We start from the raw sequence: 22,719 nt of genomic DNA, 5'->3' as shown, positions 1-22,719 counted from the left end.
GGTCGGATCAGGCGGATGCTGCGGCGGTGGATGCGGAAGGGGACGCCGGAGAGGGAGTGAGGATCCCGGCGAGGGCGTCGCGGATGAGCTCTTCGTCGAGCGGCTCGTCGTGGATCTGAGAGTGCCAGAGTACGCCGTCGATGAAGACGGCGGCCGCTCTGGCCCTGTCGAGTCCGTGCACGGGGGCGATGAACCCGACGATCTCGTCGGACCACTGCCGGGCGAAGGCGCGCACCCGGGGGTCGTGCACGGCTGCGGTGACCACGGCACGGTCGGCCTGGATCGCGCGGGCGTCCGTGAGTCCCTGATGCACGAGCTTCGCCAGGCCCGCGGGGGTCACACCCTCGACCACGACAGCGCGCCGGGTCTCGTCGATGCGGGCCTCGACCTCGGCTGCGAGCGCGCCGATGGCGGCGTCTCGGAGGTCGTCGAGTGTGGCGAAGTACTGCGTGGTCGCCCCGAGCGGCACGCCCGCGCGGGCGGCCACCTTGCGGTGGGTGAGCGCGTCGACGCCGATCTCGACGATCAGCTCGGCGGCCGCGGCGACGATCTCGCGACGGCGCGCCTCAGGGTCGCGGCGGCGACGCGATCCTTCGGCCATGCATACACCCCTCGAACATCCGTACATGTACGTTTGTACATTTTCGGATTGTGAGGATGCTGGGAGGCCGTCACTCAGCTCTCCGCCGGCGCGACCTGGAGCTTCATCCGGATCACGGCGAGCATCCCCGCGAGGGTGAGCGTGATGCCCACGACCTGCAGCGGCCCGGGCAACGCCGAGAGACCGACTGCGGCAGATGCGACACCGACGAGCGGAGGGACCGCCAGTCCCAGGAGTGCCGCAAAGGAGGGTCCGGCGGACAGGATGATGCGGTGCTGCACCAGGTAGGCGGGCACGTAGATGCCGAGGCCGAGCAGAGCGAGGACCCCGATGGTGACGAGTTCGACCCCTTCGCCGGCGCTGACCTCGACGACGGCCCATAGCATCAGCGGGGCGCTCCCCAGGGCGAAGATCGGCAGGATCCGCGGTGCCATCGGTCCGCGGCGGCCCCTGTTGCCGTGAGCGAAGAGCAGTCCGTACGCCGCCATCGACAGCATCGCGCCGACCGCCGCGAGAACACCCCAGGCGGTGCTCGACCCGGGCGCCCCGACTGGGCGGGGAACGACGTAGAGCACGGCGCCGACGATCGCCACGACCGTCGCGACGAGCACGACGGGTCGCACGCGAGCCTTCGTCAGGGCGCTCTCGAGCACCAGGACCACGACCGGAGAGAGCGCGAGGATCAGGCTCGGGACGGCAGGACCCGCGAGCGCGATCGCTACGGTCGAGAGCAAGGTGTATCCCGCGACTCCGGTGACCGACAGCACGGCCAGCTGCCACCGGGGAAGGCGGCGGACCGAGGCGGGCGGATCGGATCGTCCTCCGCCCCGGCTCGAAAGCAGCACCAGGAGGAGGAGTCCGAGCGCGGCGAAGCCCGCGCGCCCGGCCGACACTACGCCGACACCTGCACCCTGCACGGCGATTCCTGCGATCACCCAGGTCGCGGCGAGCAGCACCACGAGCGCGAGCGATTCCCCTACGAGCCGCACGCCGCCCATCCCCGACGCGACCGAGACCGCGGCGACCCGCGAGGGAGTCACACCGATGCGACCTCGACCTGGCCGCGCTCGAAATAGGCGACGAGATCGGCATCCAGTTCGGGGATGGTGATGGCCGAACCGTCTCCGCGCAGCGATTCGGTCGCGAGGATGCCGGCGGCGACCGCCTCACGAGCGGCCACGGGAGACGTCTCGGTGACTCCCCCGTCGCGCACGAACCGCAGGAACTCCGCGACGAGGAGCGCATCAGCCCCGTCGTGGCCCGCACCCTCCGCCTCGGGGACGATGAACGTCTCGTCGGCGTCGGCCGCGCCGCGGTGACGGCGGTTCCACAGTCTGACCTCGCTGCCGGCGGTGTCGCCGACGTTCTCGATGCGCCCCTCGGTGCCGATCACCGTGTAGTTGCGCCAGTAGTCGGGCGTGAAGTGGCACTGCTGGTACGACGCGAGGATGCCACCAGACAGGCGCATGTTGACCATCGAGATGTCCTCGACGTCGATCACGGGATTCAGCCCCGTGAGCGACGTGGGCGGCCAGTTGTCGACGCTGAACCAGTCGGGCATCCGCTCGCCCGTGCGATCACGGCGGTCGGTGATGTCGCCGTAGACGCTGAGCTCGCCCATCGCCGCGACCTGCTCGGTGTAGGCGCCCGCGAGCCAGTGGATGATGTCGATGTCGTGCGCGCCCTTCTGCAGGAGCAGCCCGGTCGTGCGGCGCCGGTCGGCGTGCCAGTCCTTGAAGTAGTAGTCGCCTCCGTGCCCGACGAAATGGCGCACCCACACGGCTTTGACGTCGCCGATCCGACCGTCCTGGATCAGCTGGCGCATCAGGGTGATCACCGGCATGTGGCGCATGTTGTGGCCGATGTAGAGGCGGCTGCCGGTGCGGCGGGCCGTCTCGAGCATGGCGTCGGCGTCGGCGAGGTCGATGGCGAGGGGCTTCTCGCAGAACACCGCGACCCCCGCCTCGAGGGCGCGGATGCTGAGCGCGGCGTGCGTGTCATCGGGCGTCAGCACCATGACGGCGTCGATGCCCGAGGCCAGCAGCTCGTCGAGGGAGTCGGTGACGAAGGCGTCAGGGAGCAGACGCCGGGCGTCGTCTCGCGCCCGCTCCGACGGGTCGCAGATCGCCGTGATGCGCGAGCCGTGACCGGGTCGATGCACCTCCTCGCGCAGTGTGGCGCGCGCGCCGAAGCCGATGATTCCGATGGTGAGGTCCACGGGTGTCCTTCTGAGAGTCGAATCGTGTGTGCGCGGACGCCTGCGTCAGCGTGCGTGAGTGGTGGGTGCGTCGAGGTCGGTCGACGCACCGGGGAACAGCGACCAGGCGAACTCGTGCAGGCGACCAGGGGAGTCGTCTGCGGCGAGCGCGCGGTCGATGATGATGCGCGCCTGCCGGTCGTAGAAGTCGGTCGGGCCGACCGTGGTCAGGGTGGGTGCGATGAGCTGCGCGTCCGGGGTGTTGCCGACGCCGATCACCGCGACGTCGTGGGGCACACGGAGCCCGAGCATGTGCGCCGCATTGATCGCCGCGATGGCCGCGAAGTCCGTCGTCGCGTAGATCGCATCCGGCCGGTCGTCGCGTGAGAGCAGCTGCACGGCCGCGGCGAAGGCGCTCGCCTGGCCCTCGGTGTACGTGACCGTCCACTCGGGGTCGACCTCGAGTCCGGCATCAGCCATCTTCTCGAGGTACGGCGTGTAGCGGGTGACCTGGGTCGGCGCGAGACGCACGGCGCCCTCGGCCGCCAGGCATCCGATGCGCACGTGCCGTTCGAGCAGGTGGTCCATCGCGAGCTCGCACCCGGGGATCGCGTCCGAGCGCACGACGTCGAATCCGGCGGGTTCGAGGTGCTCCGAGAACACCACGAGCCGCTGGCCGCGCTGCACGAGGTCGGCGAGCTTGCGCTCGGCATCCTCGTCGATCCCCACGCCGTCGAGGTAGGCGACATCGCTCTCGACCCGGTCGAGGGCCGCGTGCCAGTCTCCGTCGGCGAGGATGAGCGTCGTGAGGCCGTGCCTGTTGGCCTCGACGTTCACGGCATCCGCCACGGCGAGCGACCACGGGTCGCTGAGCATGTGCAGAGAGAGCTGCACCATGCCGCTGCGACCGGTGCGGATCGTCCGCGCCGCGATGTTGGGCCGATAGTTGAGCTCGTCGGCGGCGGCGAGCACTCGGGCGGCGGTGGCCTCGGCGACGCCCGCCCCCGACGCCGCACCCGAGCGACCCGAGAACACGTACGACACCGTGGCGGTCGAGACGCCCGCGCGCTCTGCGACCATCCTCAGGGTCGGGCGCCGTGAGGTCGTCGACTGCTGCCTGCGCTCTGCCATGGTTCAGCCCTTCGATCCGCTGAAGGCGATGCCCTGGATGAACTGCCGCTGCAGGATCATGAAGGTCACCAGCATCGGCAGGGTCGCGAGCAGCGCTCCGGCCATCAGCACCGGGTAGTCGGTGCCGTGGATGCCGACGAGCTGCGAAAGCCCGACCGACAGCGGCATCTTGGCGGGGTCGGTCGTCACGATCAACGGCCAGAGCAGATCGTTCCAGGACCACAGCACAGTGAACACCACGAGAGCGATGATGCCAGGCTTCGCGAGCGGAACCATGATCCGCCAGAAGGTCTGCCACGGATTCGCACCGTCGATGCGGGCCGCCTCTTCGAGTTCGGCGGGCATCGACATGAAGAACTGACGCATCAGGAACGTGCCGAACGCGCTGAAGATGCCGGGCACGATCAGGGCCTGCAGGGTGTTCAGCCAGCCCAGCGACTGGATGATCTCGTACTGCGGCAGCAGGTACAGCTGCGACGGCACCATCAGCACCGAGAGGAAGACGACGAACAGCGCGTTGCGGCCGGGGAACGGGATGCGGGCGAAGGCGTAGCCGGCCATGGTGCACAGCACGACCTGACCGACCGTGCGTCCGACCGTGAGCAGCACCGAGTTGGCGAACATCTGCGCGAACGGCATCGAGTCGAACACCTCGGCGAAGTTCGTGAACACCCACTCGCGCGGCAACAGGCTCGGCGGCACCTGCACCGAGTCGGACAGCGTCTTGAACGACGTCAGCAGCTGCCAGATGAACGGGAAGACCATGAGGATCGCGCCGACGAGCAGCACGGCGTGGACGATCCAGATCGCCCGGTTGCGGGGCTTGCCGGGTGCGCCGGTCGAGCGGCCGGTCGGGGCGCCGACGATGGCGCGCGTGTCGAGCGAGACGTCACTCATAGTGCACCCACTTCTTCTGCAGACGGAACTGCACGACCGTGAGCACGAGGATGATCACGAGCAGCAGGAAGGCGACGGCGGCGGCGTAGCCCCGGTCGTTGTCGAGGAACCCCGCTTCGTAGAACAGGTAGACGACCGTGCGGGTGTTGGGCATGGCGGGGTTGCTGCGTCCGAGCATCATGTAGATGAGGTCGAACACCTGCAGGGCGCCGATCACGCTGATCACGCTGACGAAGAAGATCGACGGCGACAGCAGCGGGATCGTGATGGAGAAGAACTTGCGTACGGGCCCGGCTCCGTCGAGGTCGGCCGCCTCCATGATCGTGTCGGGGATGCCCTGGAGCCCGGCGAGGAAGATGACGATGTTGGTGCCGAGCCCCGCCCAGATGCCCACGACCGCGATGGCCACGAGCGCCGTGTTCGGATCGGTGAGCCAGCTGCGGCCCTCGATGCCGATCGTGCCGAGGGCGGCGTTGAGCACGCCGTAGTCGCCGTTGTAGATCATGCGCCAGACCAGCGCGATCGCGGCGGGCATCGTGACGACGGGGATGAAGTAGAGCGTGCGGTAGGCGCTGCGCCCTTTGAGCCCTGCGGTGTTCAGCAGAGCGGCGATGCCGACGGCGAGCGGGATGCCGATGAGGGCGATGACCGTGTAGATCGCGGTGTTGCGCAGCGCTCCGATCAGCTCGGGATCCTGGAACAGGCGAGCATAGTTCTCGATGCCCACCCACTCGGAGCCTCCGAAGGGCCCCGACTTGGTGAACGAGATGATGAGCGTGCGCACGGTCGGCCACAGGTAGAAGACGGCGATGCCGAGGGCTGTGGGGCCGATGAAGACGAGAGCCCACCAGGGGGAAGCCCCCGGGTTGCGCCGGCGGCGGCGGATGCCGGGGCTGGGCGCCGCCGGCATCCGCTCTGCCTGCACGCGCGTGGGTGACGCGGTGACGGTCATGAGTGACTACTCCTGCTCGGCATCCAGCGCGGTCTGCATCTGCTCGGCGAGGTCCTCGAGCCCCGCCTCGGGGGCGACGGCACCCGACCAGACCTGCGAGAGCACCTCGCTCTCGATGCTCGTCCACGCCGACGTGTTCTTCGAGACCGGGTACGGCACGGCGGTGTCGAGGGCGTCGATGTAGACCTGCAGGTCGTACTGCGGAAGGGCATCGACCCACGCCTGCTGGGTGCCGTTGAACGCGGGGATCACGGTGCCGGTCTCGGCCTGGATCTCTGCGGCCTGCTTGCCGCTCGCGAAGGCGGCGAACGCCTTCGCCTCGGCGACATGAGGACTCTTCGCGTTGGCGACGTTGCCGACACCGTGGATGACGCTCTGGTTGCCCTCGGGCCCCTCGGGAAGAGGTGCCACGTTCACCGTGTCGGCGATGTCGGCGTTGTCTCCGTAGGCGATGGCCGCCCACGAGCCGTTCTGGAACATCGCGACCTTGCCCGAGAGGAAGAAGTCCTCGGGGTTGGTGTCGGTCATCTGCTGCGCCGTCGGCGACGAACCGGCCTCGATGAGATCCGTCCACAGCTCGATGCCGGCGAGCGCCTCGGGCGAACCGTAGCCACTCTCGGTGCCGTCGGCCGAGATGACCTCGCCGCCGGCCTGCGCGATCGAGTTGTAGAAGTTCTCCTGGCCGTACTGGCTGGCGGCGACGCCGAACTGGCCCTTCGCCGGGTCGGTGAGAGCCGCGGCCGCGGCGGTGAAGTCATCCCACGTCCAGCCGGCGGTCGGGTAGTCGACACCGGCCTCGTCGAAGAGCGCCTTGTTGTACCAGAGGGCGACCGTGTCGAAGTCCTTGGGAGCGCCGTAGAGCTTCCCGTCGAACGTGTACAGATCGATGAGACCCTGCGGGTAGTCGGCGGCATCCACACCGGCGTCGTCGAGCGGCGCGAGCTGGCCGTTCGAGGCATACAGCTGGAAGTTCGGGCCGTTCATCCAGAACACGTCCGCGGCGGACCCTCCGATGGCGGCGGTCTGCAGCTTGGTGAAGTACTCCTTGTAGGGCGTCACCTGGATGTCGATCGTGACGTTCGGGTTCTCCTTCTCGAACGCCGCGGCGATCTCCTCCATGGCCGGTTTCTGGTTCTCGTCCCAGATGGCATAGCTGAGGGTGACGTCGCCTCCGGACGAGCTCTCGCCCCCGGTCGATGACGAACAGGCGCTCAGCGCGAGGACGGCTGCCGCCGAGGTGGCGAGGGCGCCGAGGGCGCGGCGGGAAGTACGGGGCATCGGTGTCTCCTTTGACGGGTGCAGGGGATCGGATCGGGCGGAATCGTGGTGTTAAACGATTAGCAGTTAAACGATTAGCAAGGAGACTAACCCGCTGGATGCACGCTGCGCAAGCACCGATCTGCGCGAGTGCGTGCGCACCGATCTGCGCGAGTGCGCGATCCGAGCTCAGCGCCGGATCAGAGCGCGGAACCGAGCGCCAGCCCGAGGCCGGCGGCGAGCAGACCAAGCAGCAGCATCCCGACCGCATCGAACGCGGATGCCGCGCGCTCGCCGTCTCGCCACAGAGCGACGGCGTCGAGCATGGCGGTGCTGAAGGTCGTGTATCCGCCGAGGAGGCCCGCCCCCAGCAGGAATGCCTCGGCGGGCAGGGCGGTGGTCACGAGGCCCAGTGCGAACGAGCCACTGAGGTTGACGACGAGAATGCCCCACGGGAAGCGACGGCCGGCGAATCTCGCGACTCCGAGGTCGACCAGGTAGCGCAGCACGGCGCCCAGTCCTCCGGCGAGCGCGGCACCCACGAACAGCAGCGGGGTCACGAGGCGGCCTCCGCGACAGGATGCGTCGCCCGCGGTCGGCCGAGCCGCAGGCCCAGCGCCGCGGCACCGAGGCCGAGCACGAGACTGCCTGCCGCGTAGACGAACGCGAGCAGCGGAGCATCCGCCCAGAGTGCGACAGTACCCGTCATGAAGGCGCTGTAGGTCGTGAACCCGCCGAGCACGCCCGTGCCGAGGAACACGCGCAGACCCGTGGTCTGCGGCAGCCTCGCGGCGAGGATGCCGATCAGCAGTGCCCCGAGCACGTTGACCGCGAGGGTCGCGAACGGGAAGCCCCCGGCATCCGGCATCCAGAGTCCGACCGCGAGTCGCACTGCCGTGCCGATGCTGCCGCCCGCGAAGACGAGGAGCAGGCGGCGAGCGGTCACGCCGCCACTCTATCCGCGCCGTCGCTGTGCAACCGTCGATTGTCAACCCGGTGTGAGTCGGCCGCTCCGAGGCGAAGACTGTCGCCATGAAGCCACTGTGGAAGCTCGACCGGACCCCGCCGACCGGCACGCCGTTCGACCCGGGAGCACGACACGACGTCATCATCGTCGGGGCGGGCCTCACCGGTCTGAGCACCGCGGTCATGCTCACCCGAGCCGGGCTCGACGTCGCGGTGATCGAGTCGGGTGAGGTCGCCGAGCTCGCGACCGGCGCCAACACCGGCAAGCTGACACTGCTGCAGGGCAAGCGGCTGGCCGAGATCCGCAAGCATCACCCCGCGGCGCTCGTGCAGGCATACGTCGAGGGCAACCGCGAGGGCATGGACTGGCTGCTCGCCTTCGCCGACCATGCGGGCGTCTCGTACGAGCGGCGCGTCGACCACTCGTACGCGCAGGATCCGGGCGGTCTCGACATGGTCCGCGAGGTGCATGACGCGGCACAGGAGGCCGGGCTGCCGACCAGGATGCTCTCGCGCGACGAGCTGTCGTCGATGGCGTTCCCCGTCTTCGGCGCCGTCGCGCTCGACGAACAGGTGACGATCGACCCGGCGCTGGTGACGCACGCGCTCGCCGCCGAACTGCTCGCCGAGGGCGGCACCCTGCACACCGGCGTGCGGGTGACGGCGACCCATGTGCTCCCGGAGCCTCGCGTCGAGACCCCGGTCGGCCCCCTGTTCGCCGAGCACATCGTCATCGCGACAGGCTCTCCGATCCTCGACCGAGGGCTGTACTTCGCCAAGATGCGGGCCTTCCGCTCGTACTGCGTCTCGTTCCGCGTCAGCGGCGACCTCCCCACGTCGACGTTCATCTCGGTCGATGGATCCACACGGTCGATCCGCCCCGTCTCCGACGCCGACGGACCGGGCGGCGATGCACGGCTCGTCGTGGGCGGCAACGGGCATCCGGTCGGGCGCTCCGACAGTGAGGCGGCCGCGGTCGACGATCTCATCGAGTGGACGAGGCAGTACTTCCCCGATGCCGAAGAGACCCACCGCTGGTCAGCCCAGGACTACGAGTCGCACAACCAGATCCCGTTCGTCGGGGCGATGCCGCGCGGACTCGGCAGCATCCGCTTCGCGACCGGTTATGCGAAGTGGGGGCTCTCGAACGCTCCCGCCGCCGCGCTGCGTCTGACCGCCGAGATCCTCGGCGCGAGCTGGCACGATCGACCGTCGTGGATGGTCAAGATCGGCACCAGACTGACCGTGCCCGCCGATCTCGCCCGAGGCGCCGTCGAGGGCGCGAAGGTCGCCGCTGCTGCGACGAGCGGATGGGTGGAGGCCGAGCGGACGCCGGTTCCCGTACCGAAGCCGACCGAGGGCGAAGGCGTCGTCGCGAACCGCAGCGGTCGCCCCGTGGCCATCTCGACCGTTGGCGGGGTCACGCGTGCCGTGTCGGCCGTGTGCCCGCATCTCGGCGGCGTGCTCGCCTGGAACGACGCCGATTGCACGTGGGACTGCCCGCTGCACGCCTCGCGCTTCGAGGCCGACGGCACCCGGATCGAGGGCCCGGCGGTCGAGGATCTGAAGGTGCTGCCCCGCAAGAGCGGCGGCTGAGCGTCAGCGCCGTGTCTGCGCCGAGGGCGGGCTGTGTCAGTCCACGTCGAGCATCGTGCAGGTCGTGAGGAAGGCCACGAGGCGGGTGCCGTCATCGGTGCGGAAGAGCTCGTCGAGCGCGACGTTGAACTCCTCCTGTCGCGCGAACGGGATGTTCACCGGCTCGAAGCCTGACCGGATCAGTGCGCCCGTCATCATGATGCGCGCTGTGCGCTTGTTCCCGTCGAAGTAGAACTGCGAACGAGTCGCCGAGGCGAAATACAGCAGCGCGCGGGCTCGCTGGTCGTCGAGCGAGCCGAGCGCGGCGAGCAGGTTGCTGTAGTCCGCCTGCAGCTGTTCGCCTCCCGGTCCGGTCGGATCGCCGTCCACAGTGCCACCGGCGGCGAGGCGCACAGAGCCGCCACCGTTGACGGCGCCTTCACCTCGGAAGCTCCCCGACTCGATCGCCTCGTGCTTTGCCACCGCTCCGTGGACCCGGTCGCTCATCTCCTTGTTCAGCGAGAACGACCGATCGCGCACGGCTCGGATCATCAGACCCATGCCTTCGCTCAGGGCGAGGATCTGCTCCGCTTCCTCGATTCTCTTCCCGCCGACGGTCACGCCGTCGAGCAGCGTCTGCACCTGGGGCAGCGTGAAAGTGTTCCCTTCGAGAGCCGCAGCGTTCCACACCAGTTCCGGCAGCGACTTCTCCAGCCGGAAGAGTGCGCGCTCCACGGTGGACGGCCTGATGAGGTCGAAGTCGACTGCCCCCGGCCGCCAGGTGATCCTCCACGTGCGGAGTTGACGCAGAGAGTCGCCACCGAAGGGGTCACGGGTGCTCGGCGCCGTCCGGTGACGCGCCCTGTTCGCGGCTGCACGCGCGGCGAATTCCGACGACGTCATGCCCCACTTCTCGTCGGGACCCTGATCCTCAGCCGGCTCGATCATCCTGAGTCACCACCCTTCCGTGATCTCGTCAGCCAATTCGGTGTACCCCAGACCGTAGAAGTCGATCGCCGCCTGAATCGGCGAGACGATCCGGTGGCGCCAGGCCGGAGGCATCGTCATGTCGACCAGGTACGGACGCATCGTCGGAGCCAGGAGCACGCCCGCCGGTTGATACTCACCGGTCTCGCGCAGTGTCGCGGCCAACCGATCCGCCACAGCATCCGTCTCGATCGACCACACGACGATCGGTCCCGGATCCGGTGCGTGGCCGAGGTAGACCCCCGCAGCGGCGACACCCGAGAGAGCTCCGCCAGCTCGTCCGATCGCGCCGTCGGCCACCTCTACGAGCTGCTCCTGACTGATCCCCGGCCTCGGTGCGAAGAACCGTGCACCCTTTCGATGCTGCGGCGCCGAAGAGCGGCCGGCGAGTTCCAGCAGCCTCCTCCGGTCATCCGGCGCTTGGCGCTCGAGACGGGAGACCCACTGCGCGATGGCCGGGACCTCGTTCGAGTCGACCATCTCCCACCCCTCGAGATCCTCGATCCTCGGCGTCGCAGGATCGAGGATCACCCGAGCCGCGACCGCAGCCGCCGGATCGCTCGCAGGTACCAGGGTCAGATCGATGTCGTATCCGGCCGCCAGCGCGAGCTCGCGCAGGGTCTCCATCGTCGGCGACGACTTCCCGTCGCGCACGCGCTGGATGGTCGAGCGTGCGAGTCCCGTCGCGCGCGCCGATGCACTCGGGGTGCTGCCGAGTGCATCGAGGAGAGCAGGGATGTCCATGCCCAAATGGTAGCGAGGATGCTACAGGTGTCGCAAGGATGCTCCACATGGAGCGGAGATGCGGCCGATCCTATTCGTGAGAAGCCGCCGGCGGCGCATCCCACCCCTGCTGGGGCTGGTCGCAGTTCTCGCGGAACACGTACTGCGACGCGAGCTTGCGCTGGTGGCTCGACCAGTCGATGGCGGGGCGGCGCTGCTCGGGCGGCAGGTAGCCGAGGCGATACACGGCCATGAGCTCGAGGTCGTCGGGCACATGGAGCAGGTCGATGATCTCCTCCCACCGCCCGGGGACCTCCATCGGGAACGAGATGAACTGGATGCCCATGCCGAGCTCGACCGTCGTCAGCCAGACGTTCTCCATCGCCGCGCCCATGCTGAACACCGAGTAGAACGACGAGAGCTGGCCCGGTCGGTACTCGCTGCGATCGAGCATCACGCCGAGCAGCAGCGGCGAGCCGCCGACGAGCTTGTGGTTCTCCTCGCCCAGCGTCTTGGGCACACCGAACGTGTTCATCAGCTTCTGACCGCGCTTCGTGAACACCTGGCTGGTGAACGGGCGGAGAGCCGCGGGGAGCTTGTCGAACAGCATCCCGCTGCGCTTCTCCTCCATCTCGGCCTGACTGAAGCGGAAGTACGGCTTGTAGCGCTCGAAGAACGTGCCGTTCGACATCGCCTCGGTCATGCTCTCGCCCGAGATCCGCGCGATCCTGTCGATCGTGTCGCGGTTCTCGATGACCACGAACCGCCACGGCTGACTGTTCAGCTGCGACGGCGCACGGCCGGCCGCCTCGAGCAGGATGCGCTGATGCTCCTCCGACACCGGGTCGGGCAGGAACGGCCCGTTCGTGGTCTTGCGGCGGCGGATGGCGTCGAGCAGTTCCATGCGTTCACTTCCGGTCGGTGGAGAGGCGCGAGCAGATGAGGCCCGCGACGATGAAGGGGGCCGCGGCGAGCGCGACGAGCGGATGCCGTCGGCCGTGCGTGCCGAGGTACGGGATGGCGGCGAGAGGGGCGGCGGCCGGTGCGATCGCGAAGGCGGCGCGACGGCTGGCATGTTTCGGCCGGCCCCAGAGGATGGCCGAGAACGCGGCGGCCGAGCTCACGCATGTGGCGATGTAGATCGCGTGGTGCAGCCATCGGAAGTTGCTCGTGTCGATGAGCCTGGTCGCGACGGCCGTGCCGAGGGCGACGTTCGCACCGTAGGCGACGGCGGCTGTCGCGAAGAGCGGCGCGGCGTCGGTGCGTCTGCGGCGGGGGGCCATGACCCGACCCTACGCCCACCCCCGGCATCCGATCTCGGTCTTGCCGTGGTGTCTCGATCTGTGCAAAGCGGGGCGAGTCGTCGCGCCCCGGCACCTCCCGCACCGTGCGGGGTCAAAAGCGCACCTCCCACACCGTGCGGGGTCAAAAGCGCACCTGAAACGAGCGGTTCGGGTGCGTTATTGACCCCGCAGTGGCGGTGGGCGAACGCGGATGTGGATGCGGACGCGGATGCCGGCTACAGGTTGCCGTCCGCGTAGATGCGGAGCGCGTCGCGGACGAACTCCGCGCCCTCCGTGCCGCCGGCCGACGTCGCGTAGTTCGCGCCGAAGCGCGGGTCTGCGACGTACATCTCACCGAGTCCGATCACGTATCCCTTCACGTCACCGCCCGGAACGGCCGCGGGGGTCCCCGGGATGCCGGTGAGCCACTCGACGTGGCGACGAGCGACGTCCTGAGCCTCGGCGGATGCCGGGTCGATGCCGCTCTCGGCGGCGGCGATCCAGTCGCGACCGAGGTCGGAGACACGCTGCTGCCAGTCGGCGCGCTCGGTGTCGGTCATCCCGCGCCACCAGCGGTCGCTGTCGGCGTAGGTCTTGCGACCCCAACGCTCTTCGACCTCCTCCTTGTACTGGGTGTGGTCGAAACCGTCGAACATGTTCTCTGCCATGAGTTCTTCACCTCCTCTCAATGCGTTGATGGTGTTCTCGACCGACGCGATCTGCCGCGCCAGCCGGTTCTGCTCCTCGCGCAGAAGCGCAAGGTGTGTCTCGAGAGCGGACTCCTCGCTCTGCCGCGGGGTCACCGGGTTCAGCACCTCGGCGATCTGCGGCAGACCGAGTCCGAGCTCGCGCAGCAGCAGGATGCGCTGCAGACGCACGAGCGCGGCCTCGTCGTAGTGGCGATAGCCGTTGTGCGCGATGCGCGACGGCGCCAGCAGGCCGACGTCGTCGTAGTGACGCAGCGTTCTGCTGGTGGTGCCCGCGAGTCGGGCGATCTCCTGGATCGACCAATCACGACCGGTCATCGCGTCCTCCTTCCGTGGATCCGTTCTTCGATAACTCCACGGTAGAAGTTGACGCTGCGTCAAGGTCAAGCTGTCATCCCAACCGATATTCTTCATCCGCCCGTCACACGAATCGGCCCGGCGCTCGCTACGGTCGTCACGTGCCCGAATCACACTCCTCCCTGCATCCGCTCGCCCTCGCTCCCGTGATCGCTCCGCCGAGCACCGCGGATGAGTTCGTGGAGCGCTTCCTGCACAACCTCAACTTCGACCGCGGCGTCGCGCTGTCGGCATCCAGCGCGAATGATCGCTACCTCGCCCTCGCCCACACCGTGCGGGACTACCTGATGGCGCGATGGCTCGAAGATGTGCGGCACCAGAAGGAGGTGCAGGCGAAGGGCGTCTGCTACCTCTCGGCCGAGTATCTGCTGGGACGCCAGCTCGACAACAACCTGCTCGCGGCCGACCTCACCGAGGTCGCGACCGAGGCCCTGGCATCGTGTGGCATCGACCTCGATGAGCTGCGCGCGCACGAGGTCGAACCGGGCCTCGGCAACGGCGGACTCGGACGCCTCGCGGCCTGCTTCATCGACTCGCTCGCCACGATGGCGGTGCCGAGCATCGGCTACGGCATCCGCTACGAATACGGGATCTTCCGGCAGACGTTCGTCGACGGCCAGCAGGTCGAGCAGCCCGACGCCTGGCTCGCGCTCGGCTCGCCGTGGGAGTTCGCCCGACCCGAAGACGCGCAGACGATCGCGTTCGGCGGCCACACCGAGAAGTACGACGACGAGGGCGTCACCCGCAGCCGATGGGTGCCCGCGTGGAACGTGCAGGCCGTGCCCTACAACTACATGGTCCCCGGATTCCAGAACGGCCGCGTCAACACACTGCGCCTGTGGAGCGCCGTGGCGACGAGCGCCTTCGACCTGCGCATCTTCAACTCGGGCGACTATGAAGAAGCCGTGCGCGCGCAGACCTACGCCGAGAACATCTCGAAGGTGCTGTACCCCGAAGACTCCACCCCGCAGGGCAAGGAGCTGCGCCTCCAGCAGCAGTACTTCTTCGTCGCGGCATCCATCCACGACTTCCTCGACAACATGCTCGCCGACGGCTTCGACCTCGCGAACCTGCCCGAGCGCGTGATCTTCCAGCTCAACGACACCCATCCGGTGATCGCGGTGCCCGAGTTCATGCGCGTGCTCATCGACGAGAGGCACCTCGAGTGGGATGCCGCGTGGGCGATCACCCGGCAGTGCTTCGCGTACACGTGCCACACGCTGCTCCCCGAAGCCCTCGAGGTGTGGCCGGTCGAACTGCTCGGGCGCCTGCTGCCCCGCCACCTCGAGATCATCTACCGCATCAACGACGAGTTCCTCGTGGCGGTGCGCGAGCGCTTCGGCGACGACGAGATGCTCGTGCGCAACATGTCGATCATCGCCGAGCATCCGGTGCGCTCCGTGCGCATGGCGTACCTCGCGACCGTCGCAGGAGCGAAGGTCAACGGCGTCGCCGAGCTGCACTCGCAGCTGCTGCGCGACAAGGTGCTCCACGACTTCGACGCGTTCTTCCCCGGCAAGTTCACCAACGTCACGAACGGCGTCACACCTCGCAGGTTCCTGCGCCTGGCGAACCCCGAGCTCTCGTCGCTCATCACCGCGGCCATCGGAGACGGCTGGGCCACCGACCTCGAACGCCTGCGCGAGCTCGAACCCTTCGCCGAGGATGCCGAGTTCCGCACCGCGTTCGCCGGCGTGAAGGCGGTGAACAAGCGCCGCCTGAGCGAGGTGCTGCGCGAACGCGACGGCGTCGAGATCAGCGACGGCCACATGCTCGACGTCATGGTCAAGCGCCTGCACGAATACAAGCGGCAGCTGCTCAAGGTGCTGCACATCGTCACGACTTACGAGGGCGTCATCTCGGGGCGCATCGCCGTGTCGGATGTCGTTCCCCGCACCGCGATCTTCGGGGCGAAGGCGGCCCCCGGCTATGCGATGGCGAAGCGCATCATCCACCTCATCAACGCCGTCGGCGAAGTCGTCAACACCGACCCTCGTCTCGAGGGTCGGCTGAAGGTCGTCTTCCCGCCGAACTACAACGTGACCCTTGCCGAGCGCGTGATCCCCGCCGCCGACCTGTCGGAGCAGATCTCGCTCGCCGGCAAGGAGGCCTCAGGCACCGGCAATATGAAGTTCGCCCTGAACGGGGCGCTCACGATCGGCACGGATGACGGGGCGAACGTCGAGATCCGCGAACTCGTGGGGGACGACCACTTCTACCTCTTCGGCATGAGCGAGCCCGAGGTGTCGGAGCTGTCGGCCCGTGGTTACCGCCCGCAGGACTTCTACCAGGCCGATGAGGGTCTGCGCCGGGCGATCGACCTGATCGCATCCGGAGCCTTCTCGCGCGGCGACCGCTCGGTGTTCGAGCCCGTCGTCTCGAACCTGCTCTACGAGGACCGTTTCATGGTGCTCGCCGACTACGCGTCGTATGTCGCGGCACAGGAACGAGTGGATGCCGCCTACGCCGACCAGGAGGCGTGGACCCGATCCGCGATCCTCAACGTCGCCCGTACCGGCTTCTTCTCGTCGGACCGCTCGATCCGCGACTACATCGACCGCATCTGGCACACCCCGCCCCTCGTCTGAGGCGCACCGGCGGCGTTCCGGTCGCAGTTCGTGCCGCCCACCCAACCATCCACGGCGTTCCGGTCGCAGTTCGTGCCGCCCATCAGAGGTTCAGACGGCCGCAACTGCGACCGGAGCCGGATCGAGGGGCCACAACTGCGACCGCGAGCCCACCCTCTTGACAAAGTCGAGATATATCGTGTTACTCTGTCGGAACACGATATATCGTGTTCACTCAACACAGGAGAAGCAGACATGACCGAGAAGTGGCTCATCGCCCCCGGTGAAGAACGTGTGATCGACATCGAGAACGTCACCCGGCTGAAGATCGGTCTGGTCGGCGGCCAGGTCGACGTCATCGCGCACGACGAACCCGGCATCCGCATCGAAGTGCACGGCGTCACCACGAAAGACCTCCGTATCGAGTCGAACGACGGCGAGGTCGAGATCGACCACCCGCAGCTCGGCTGGGACAACTTCCTCGAAGTGTTCCGCAACTTCGGCTCGGGCGGTCCTAAGGCCGAGGTCAGCGTCGCCGTCCCCCGTTCGATCGCCCTCAACCTCGGCGTCGTCAGCGCCGGCGCGCTCATCTCGGGCATCCGCAACGACGCCCGCCTCAACACCGTCTCGGGCGACCTCATCGTCGACACCCTCATCGGCGACCTGACCGTCAACTCGGTCTCGGGTGACGTGCAGGTGCGCGGGCTCACCGGATCGATCAGCGCGAACAGCGTCTCGGGCGACGTCGCCGTCACCGGCACGATCCGCCGCGCGACCGTCGACATCGTGTCGGGCTCGACGCTCGTCGACGCCGCGGGCGACGTCAACACCATCAACGTCAACTCGGTCTCGGGCGGCACGACCGTGCGCCTCGATGAGTCGCTTGCCGCGAACTACGTCATCCGTTCACTCAGCGGCCGCCTGCTGATCGACGGCATCGAGCGCGGCTCGTCCGGCATCAACAACTACACCGGCTCGACCGGCGAGCTCGCCGGACGCTTCGTCGACCTGCGCGCCAACTCGGTCTCGGGTGGCGTGACCGTTCTGCGCCGCTCGCCCGAGTCGATCACGAATGATGCGGAGTGGGAAGCATGAGTCCCGCAGTCTTCTCGCACGGCGACCTGAGGCTCTACCTGCTCTCGCTGCTCGCCGAGGCCCCGCAGCACGGATATGGGATCATCCAGGCGCTGACCGACCGCACCGGCGGCACGTACACGCCGAGCGCCGGCACCATCTACCCCCGACTCGCCAAGCTCGAGGAAGAGGGACTGGTCACGAAGACAGTCGACGGCCGCACCACGATCTATGCGATCACGGATGCCGGACGCGCCGAGCTCGCATCACGCGAGGGCGACCTGGCCGGCATCGAGGCAGGGCTCACCGACTCGGTGCGCCTGATCGCCAACGAGGTTCGCCAGAGCGTGCAGGAGGCGATGAAGAGCCTCCGCGCCGACCTCGCCACCGCCGAGAAGGACGACCGCGCGGCATCCAAGTCCCGCCCCCGCACCGCGGGCGACGACGAGCGCATCATCACGCGCGAAGAGATGCACAGGGCGGATGCCGTCATCAACGCCTTCCGCGCACGCGTGCGCACCGACCTGCGTACTCACATCGCGAAGGGCGGCACTCTGCCGGCATCCGTGGTCTCGCAGCTGGAGGACGGACTGGATGCCGCAGCCCGCGGCATCACGACCGCACTGGCGTCACTCGGGCGCTGACGTCACCCCTCACGCGATCCGAAGTCCCTCCCGTCACGCGACGAGAGGGACTTCGGCGTTTCAGGTGGCTGATGATTCCCCGGCGGGCGGGGCCGTCCGATCGACGTGATCAGCCGAACGGGAATCGACCAGCCATCCGCACCGACGACGCGCGGAACCTACTCGGTCCAGATCTCGGGCTGCGAGTCGGGTACCGGCTCTTCGAGCGGCACGACCAGGACCGAGCGATGCTGACGGTGCGCGAGCCGAGCCGCGACGGATCCGGTGAAGAACTCCCGGATGGACTCGCCGATGCCGCGCTTGCGCGTGCCGACCACGATCAGCTGGGCATCGAGCTTGTTGGCGAGCGCCTTGATGGCGAGCGCCGGATCGCCGACCAGCTGACGCGCCGTCCACGTCAACCCCGTGCCGTCGAGAGCAGCGGCCGCTTCGGACTGCACAGCCTCGAACTCGGCAGTACCGGCCTCGAAGTTGATGTCGATGGGCGCCGAGTGCACGTACCCGTCCGGATCCTCATACGTCACGAAGCGCGTGACGTCGACGTGCGCCACGACGAGCGGCACGCGAAGGAGCCGGGCGAAACGCGCCGCTTCGTCGATCACTCGTCTGGCCTGCCCCGGCTGCATCCCGACGATGACTGCTTTCTGCAGTGTCGCGTTCTGCGCGGCCTCATCGGAGGGCGTGGAGGTGTTGTCGGTCATGATGATCGCTCCCTTCACCAGCGGGCAACGGGCCAGTGCGGTCTAGCCGCGTGCTATTCTGAATGCTACTCTTACCGGCCTTCAGCCGGTGTCGTGAATGACTCGGGCGCTGGTCGCCCGCAGCTTAACTCGTGAGGGGGTCTCAGGCATGGGCCGTGGCCGTCAAAAGGCGAAACACACCAAGATCGCCCGCGAACTGAAGTCGTTCAGTCCGTCGGTGAACTACTCGGCGCTCGAGCGCGAACTCGCGCACCCGAGCGACTCTGAAGACGCATACGTCGACAAGTGGGCCGACGAGTATGCGGACGAAGACGAGGACGAACTCGAAAAGGCCTGACCGCCCTTTCGTTCGTCGTCGACTCCCCCGTGTGACGCACGGGGGTTTCGTCGTGCCCAGAATCCTGGAACACCGCGACGTCATCTCCCACCGACCGCCGCTCCGTTCGCGACCCAGTTGAGAGAATCACCCCATGGCTCACGTCGTCTCGCTCTACCGTCATCCGATCAAGGGCTTCACGGCCGAGTCCGTCGACTCGCTCACCGTGCAGGCCGACGGGAGGATCGCGGGTGATCGCGTCCTGGCGTTCCGCTTCGCGGATGCGACGACCCCGGAAGACCGTGACGGCCTCGACTACTGGCCCAAGGCGAAGGGGCTCTCGCTGCAGGATTTCCCGGCCCTCGCGGCGCTCCGCACCGACTACGACGACGAGCGACTCCGTGTGCGCATCGAGCACGCCGGCTCGATCCTCGTGGAAGCGGGACTCGACGACGCCGGACGGATCGAACTGGCCGACGCCGTGACCGACTTCGTCCTCGGTACCGCCGAAGGCCGCCGCATCCAGCGACCCGGACGGCTGCCGCTCACCCTCGTCGGCGACGGGGTGACGTCGCGGTTCCAGGATCGGGAACGCGGTTATGTCTCCGTGCACACCCGCAGCAGCGTGAACGCCCTGGGCCATGCTCTCGGCATGGACGTCGACGACCGCCGGTTCCGCTCGAACATCGTCGTCGGCGACGCCGACGCCTGGTCGGAACTCGACTGGACCGGAGAGGTGACCGTCGGAGACATCGCGTTCGACACCGCGGGTCCGATCGTGCGTTGCCTGGCGACGCACGCGAATCCCGACACCGGGGTGCGCGACGCCAAGGTGTTGAAGACGCTCACCGCCTCGTTCGCGCAGGACGAGCCCACCCTCGGCCGGTTGCTTCTTCCCGGCGCCTCACCGGCCGACGCATCCGGCCCGTGGGCCGGCGGCAGCATCCGTATCGGCGACGAGGTCCGCAGCCGCTGACTCGTCAGGCCGGCACCGCGCACGCGTCACCAGCGGCCGTACCGGCGCTCCCAGTCCTCTTCGATCGTGCGGCGCCGCCCGGCAATCCATCCGGCGGGGATCACCGCGACCAACACTCCGACGAGCAGCCACAGCGGGATCAGCCAGCTGTCGGTCGCGTCGTGCAGCAGACCGATCAGCAGCGGGAAGACGGCGGCGACCGCATAGCCGATGCTCTGCACGAACCCGCTGAGCGCGACGGCGCTCTCGGGCGTGCGAGCGCGGATGCTGAGCAGCACCAGAGCGAGCGGGAACAGCGCCGGCGCGAGGCCGAACAGCGCGACCCACAGCGGCAGTGCCACAGTGGGCAGGAACAGGATGCCGGCCAGGCCGACGAGTCCCGCAGCGATCGCGATGAAGAAGACGGGGCGTGTCGCCTGGAACCGCACGATGAGGATCGGCACCAGCAGCGAGCACGGCAGACCCATGAGGCCGAACAGCGACAGCAGCAGTCCGGCGTTCGACGGCGAGACCCCGCCCACATCGATCATGATCGTCGGCAGCCACGAGAACGACACGTAGGCCATGGTCGACGACGCACCGAACACGAGAGCGATCGACCAGGCCATCGGCAGACGCCACAGCCGCCCGAAGACACGAGGGTTCGCCGGCGTCGTGACGATCGGGCCGGTCGCCATGGACGCGGCGTCGTACTCCTCGGCCGCCGCCTCAGATGACGCCTGCTCGGCTCGCGAAGGCGCAGCCGCGACGGCATCCGTCCGATGCGCGACGAGCATCGCCACCCAGGGAATGAGAGCGATCGCGGCGAAGACGCCCCACAGGCCGAGCGACACGCGCCATCCCGCCGTGTCGGCGATCGGCACGGCGACCAGCGGCGGCACGAAGGTCGACACTGCCATCGTGGTCGAGTAGACGGTCATCATCAGACCGAGGCGATCGGGGAAGTACTTCTTGACCAGTGGGGGCAGCAGCACGTTGCCCGAGCCGACGCCCCCGAACACCACGGCGGTCGCGGCGAGCAGCGACGTCGAATCGACGGCGAGGCTGCGCAGCAGCAGACCGGCGGCGATCAGGGCGATCGCGACGACGGCCACCCGTTCGAGGCCGAACCGCCGCTCGAACAGCGGCGTCAGCAGGCCGAACACGGCGAAGCACACGGGAGGTGCTGCGCCGATGAGGCCGACGACGACCGACGAGACGGGGAAGTCCTCGGCGATGTGGTCGATCACCGGAGACAGCGAAGCGACGGCGGATCGCAGCGAGAACGCGACCAGCACGATGCCGACCAACGCGAGCGCGCGTCCGCGCCAGAGCGGCTGCGCAGCTGAGGTCACGAGGTCTGCGACCCCTCCACCCACGCGAGGTACTCGTCGGAGACGGTGCCGGTGACGTACCGGCCGTCGAAGCAGCTCATGTCGAGGTCGCTGAGCACGGATCCCTCGATGATCGCCGCCTTGAGGTCTTCGACCTCCTGGTAGACGAGGTGGTCACAGCCCAGTTCCTCGGCGATCTCGGGGATCGTCCTGCCGTGGGCGATGAGCTCGTGACGCGACGGCATGTTGATGCCGTAGACATGCGGATGCCGCACGGGCGGCGCCGCCGAGGCGAACGTGACCGAGGTGGCTCCGGCATCCCGTGCCATCTGGATGATCTGCTTCGACGTCGTGCCTCGGACGATCGAGTCGTCGATCAGCAGCACGTTCTTGCCCTGGAACTCGGTGGACATCGCGTTGAGCTTCTGACGCACGCTCTTCTTGCGCACGGCCTGGCCGGGCATGATGAAGGTGCGACCGACGTAACGGTTCTTGTAGAAGCCCTCGCGGTACTCGATGCCGAGCTTGCGGGCGACCTCCATGGCGGCGGGGCGCGCGGAGTCGGGGATCGGCATGACGACGTCGATCTTGTCCATCGGCACGTGCTTCGCGATCGTGTCGGCGAGCCTGTCGCCCATGCGCAGACGCGACTCGTAGACCGAGACGCCGTTCATGACCGAGTCAGGACGCGCGAGGTACACGTACTCGAACGCGCACGGCGCGAGCGTGGTCTCGGTGGCGCACTGCTTGGCGTGCAGCTCGCCCTCGCTCGTGATGAAGATCGCCTCGCCGGGCTCGACCTCGCGCACGACCTCGTAGTCGGCGTTCTCGAGCACGAGCGACTCGCTGGCCACGACCCACTCATCACGGCCTTCGGCGCCGGCGACCGTCGAGGGACGGCGACCGAGGATCAGGGGGCGGATGCCGAACGGGTCGCGGAACGCGAGCAGACCGTATCCGGCGATCACCGCGATGACCGCGTAGGCGCCTTCGATGCGCTCGTGCGTGCGCTCGACGGCTTCGAAGATGCGCTCCGCGTCGAGGTCGACCGTCGAGGTCGTGTTCTGCAGCTCACCGGCGAGCACGTTGAGCAGCAGCTCGGTGTCACTCGAGGAGTTGAGGTGACGGCGGTCGCGCTTGGCCATGTCGGCGGTGAGCTCACGCGTGTTCGTGAGGTTGCCGTTGTGGATGAGGATGATGCCGTACGGCGCGTTCACGTAGAACGGCTGCATCTCCTCTTCGTTCGAGGCCGTGCCCTTCGTCGCGTAGCGCACATGACCGAGCCCGACGTTGCCGAGCAGTCCCCGCATGTCGCGGGTGCGGAACGCCTCGCGGACCATGCCCTGCGCCTTGGCGTTGTGCATGACGCCGTTCGCCTCAGCTGTGGCGATTCCCGTCGCATCCTGGCCGCGGTGCTGCAGCAGCAGGAGGGCGTCGTAGATGTCCTGATTGACCGGGGCAGAGCCCACCATTCCGACGATGCCGCACATGGGCT

The 22,719-nt window shown here is 68.1% G+C and carries 23 protein-coding genes; 6 read left to right on the top strand and 17 right to left on the bottom strand.

Features of this window, described 5'->3' with window-relative positions; all coding sequences use genetic code 11:
• Nucleotides 1-7 precede the first annotated feature (7 nt).
• From JOF42_RS05045 to JOF42_RS05005, 9 genes are all read right to left on the bottom strand, one after another.
• Nucleotides 8-601 (bottom strand): TetR/AcrR family transcriptional regulator, encoded by a 594-nt coding sequence (locus tag JOF42_RS05045; RefSeq protein ID WP_210096860.1) that lies wholly within the window; start codon nucleotides 599-601, stop codon nucleotides 8-10.
• A gap of 74 nt (nucleotides 602-675) precedes the next feature.
• On the bottom strand, nucleotides 676-1,641 hold the full coding sequence (locus tag JOF42_RS05040; protein WP_210096859.1) for a DMT family transporter: 966 nt from the start codon (nucleotides 1,639-1,641) through the stop codon (nucleotides 676-678).
• Entirely contained in the window at nucleotides 1,638-2,819 is a 1,182-nt protein-coding gene (locus tag JOF42_RS05035) for a Gfo/Idh/MocA family protein (RefSeq protein WP_210096858.1), read from the bottom strand. Before JOF42_RS05035 ends, JOF42_RS05040 begins: the two co-directional genes overlap by 4 nt.
• A gap of 45 nt (nucleotides 2,820-2,864) precedes the next feature.
• Nucleotides 2,865-3,929, bottom strand: a complete 1,065-nt coding sequence (locus JOF42_RS05030) for a LacI family DNA-binding transcriptional regulator (RefSeq protein WP_210096857.1) — start codon at nucleotides 3,927-3,929, stop codon at nucleotides 2,865-2,867.
• A gap of 3 nt (nucleotides 3,930-3,932) precedes the next feature.
• Complete coding sequence (locus JOF42_RS05025; RefSeq protein WP_210096856.1) at nucleotides 3,933-4,826, bottom strand: carbohydrate ABC transporter permease; 894 nt, start codon at nucleotides 4,824-4,826, stop codon at nucleotides 3,933-3,935.
• A complete protein-coding gene (locus JOF42_RS05020) occupies nucleotides 4,819-5,778 on the bottom strand; it encodes a carbohydrate ABC transporter permease (RefSeq protein ID WP_210096855.1) in 960 nt (319 codons plus the stop codon). Before JOF42_RS05020 ends, JOF42_RS05025 begins: the two co-directional genes overlap by 8 nt.
• 6 nt (nucleotides 5,779-5,784) lie before the next feature.
• Entirely contained in the window at nucleotides 5,785-7,056 is a 1,272-nt protein-coding gene (locus tag JOF42_RS05015) for an ABC transporter substrate-binding protein (RefSeq protein WP_210096854.1), read from the bottom strand.
• Nucleotides 7,057-7,235: 179 nt separating this feature from the next.
• Nucleotides 7,236-7,595 (bottom strand): fluoride efflux transporter FluC, encoded by a 360-nt coding sequence (locus tag JOF42_RS05010; protein ID WP_210096853.1) that lies wholly within the window; start codon nucleotides 7,593-7,595, stop codon nucleotides 7,236-7,238.
• A complete protein-coding gene (locus tag JOF42_RS05005; protein WP_210096852.1) occupies nucleotides 7,592-7,981 on the bottom strand; it encodes a fluoride efflux transporter FluC in 390 nt (129 codons plus the stop codon). Before JOF42_RS05005 ends, JOF42_RS05010 begins: the two co-directional genes overlap by 4 nt.
• A gap of 86 nt (nucleotides 7,982-8,067) precedes the next feature.
• Between JOF42_RS05005 and JOF42_RS05000 the strand changes: the two genes are divergently transcribed.
• Nucleotides 8,068-9,597: an FAD-dependent oxidoreductase gene (locus JOF42_RS05000; protein WP_210096851.1), complete on the top strand. Its 1,530-nt coding sequence runs from the start codon at nucleotides 8,068-8,070 to the stop codon at nucleotides 9,595-9,597.
• Between the two features lie 36 nt (nucleotides 9,598-9,633).
• Here JOF42_RS05000 and JOF42_RS04995 read toward each other — a convergent pair whose 3' ends face one another.
• From JOF42_RS04995 to JOF42_RS04975, 5 genes are all read right to left on the bottom strand, one after another.
• A complete protein-coding gene (locus tag JOF42_RS04995) occupies nucleotides 9,634-10,524 on the bottom strand; it encodes a Fic family protein (RefSeq protein WP_210096850.1) in 891 nt (296 codons plus the stop codon).
• A 6-nt stretch (nucleotides 10,525-10,530) separates the two neighbouring features.
• On the bottom strand, nucleotides 10,531-11,307 hold the full coding sequence (locus tag JOF42_RS04990; protein ID WP_210096849.1) for a helix-turn-helix domain-containing protein: 777 nt from the start codon (nucleotides 11,305-11,307) through the stop codon (nucleotides 10,531-10,533).
• Between the two features lie 70 nt (nucleotides 11,308-11,377).
• Nucleotides 11,378-12,190, bottom strand: a complete 813-nt coding sequence (locus JOF42_RS04985) for a nitroreductase family protein (RefSeq protein WP_210096848.1) — start codon at nucleotides 12,188-12,190, stop codon at nucleotides 11,378-11,380.
• A 4-nt stretch (nucleotides 12,191-12,194) separates the two neighbouring features.
• Entirely contained in the window at nucleotides 12,195-12,569 is a 375-nt protein-coding gene (locus JOF42_RS04980) for a hypothetical protein (RefSeq protein WP_210096847.1), read from the bottom strand.
• A 236-nt stretch (nucleotides 12,570-12,805) separates the two neighbouring features.
• The gene (locus JOF42_RS04975; RefSeq protein ID WP_210096846.1) at nucleotides 12,806-13,594 is read right to left on the bottom strand and encodes a MerR family transcriptional regulator; all 789 of its coding nucleotides are present in this window, start codon (nucleotides 13,592-13,594) and stop codon (nucleotides 12,806-12,808) included.
• A 140-nt stretch (nucleotides 13,595-13,734) separates the two neighbouring features.
• Here JOF42_RS04975 and JOF42_RS04970 point away from each other — a divergent pair, with 140 nt between their 5' ends.
• The 3 genes from JOF42_RS04970 to JOF42_RS04960 all read left to right on the top strand — a co-directional run bounded on the left by JOF42_RS04970 (nucleotide 13,735) and on the right by JOF42_RS04960 (nucleotide 17,918).
• Nucleotides 13,735-16,221: a glycogen/starch/alpha-glucan phosphorylase gene (locus JOF42_RS04970; RefSeq protein WP_307803547.1), complete on the top strand. Its 2,487-nt coding sequence runs from the start codon at nucleotides 13,735-13,737 to the stop codon at nucleotides 16,219-16,221.
• 234 nt (nucleotides 16,222-16,455) lie between these two features.
• Nucleotides 16,456-17,295 (top strand): DUF4097 family beta strand repeat-containing protein, encoded by an 840-nt coding sequence (locus tag JOF42_RS04965; RefSeq protein ID WP_210096845.1) that lies wholly within the window; start codon nucleotides 16,456-16,458, stop codon nucleotides 17,293-17,295.
• Nucleotides 17,292-17,918, top strand: coding sequence for a PadR family transcriptional regulator (locus JOF42_RS04960; RefSeq protein ID WP_210096844.1), 627 nt, complete (start codon nucleotides 17,292-17,294; stop codon nucleotides 17,916-17,918). Before JOF42_RS04965 ends, JOF42_RS04960 begins: the two co-directional genes overlap by 4 nt.
• A 158-nt stretch (nucleotides 17,919-18,076) precedes the next feature.
• Here JOF42_RS04960 and JOF42_RS04955 read toward each other — a convergent pair whose 3' ends face one another.
• Nucleotides 18,077-18,619: a universal stress protein gene (locus JOF42_RS04955; RefSeq protein WP_210096843.1), complete on the bottom strand. Its 543-nt coding sequence runs from the start codon at nucleotides 18,617-18,619 to the stop codon at nucleotides 18,077-18,079.
• A gap of 148 nt (nucleotides 18,620-18,767) precedes the next feature.
• Here JOF42_RS04955 and JOF42_RS04950 point away from each other — a divergent pair, with 148 nt between their 5' ends.
• Together JOF42_RS04950 and JOF42_RS04945 are read left to right on the top strand one after the other, a co-directional pair.
• Nucleotides 18,768-18,956 carry a DUF3073 domain-containing protein gene (locus JOF42_RS04950; protein ID WP_045254362.1) on the top strand — a complete coding sequence of 63 codons (189 nt, stop codon included), beginning with the start codon at nucleotides 18,768-18,770 and terminating at the stop codon, nucleotides 18,954-18,956.
• Between the two features lie 133 nt (nucleotides 18,957-19,089).
• Nucleotides 19,090-19,911 (top strand): MOSC domain-containing protein, encoded by an 822-nt coding sequence (locus tag JOF42_RS04945; RefSeq protein ID WP_210096842.1) that lies wholly within the window; start codon nucleotides 19,090-19,092, stop codon nucleotides 19,909-19,911.
• 26 nt (nucleotides 19,912-19,937) lie between these two features.
• Here JOF42_RS04945 and JOF42_RS04940 read toward each other — a convergent pair whose 3' ends face one another.
• Both JOF42_RS04940 and purF read right to left on the bottom strand, forming a co-directional pair.
• Nucleotides 19,938-21,245, bottom strand: a complete 1,308-nt coding sequence (locus JOF42_RS04940; protein ID WP_210096841.1) for an MFS transporter — start codon at nucleotides 21,243-21,245, stop codon at nucleotides 19,938-19,940.
• Nucleotides 21,242-22,714: an amidophosphoribosyltransferase gene (purF, locus tag JOF42_RS04935; protein ID WP_210096840.1), complete on the bottom strand. Its 1,473-nt coding sequence runs from the start codon at nucleotides 22,712-22,714 to the stop codon at nucleotides 21,242-21,244. Before purF ends, JOF42_RS04940 begins: the two co-directional genes overlap by 4 nt.
• Nucleotides 22,715-22,719: the final 5 nt, after the last annotated feature.

The organism is Microbacterium phyllosphaerae (genome assembly GCF_017876435.1).
Taxonomy (GTDB): Bacteria; Actinomycetota; Actinomycetes; order Actinomycetales; family Microbacteriaceae; genus Microbacterium; species Microbacterium phyllosphaerae.
Note: the sequence above shows the minus strand (reverse complement) of the source record. Positions and strands in the feature narration are given on the sequence as shown.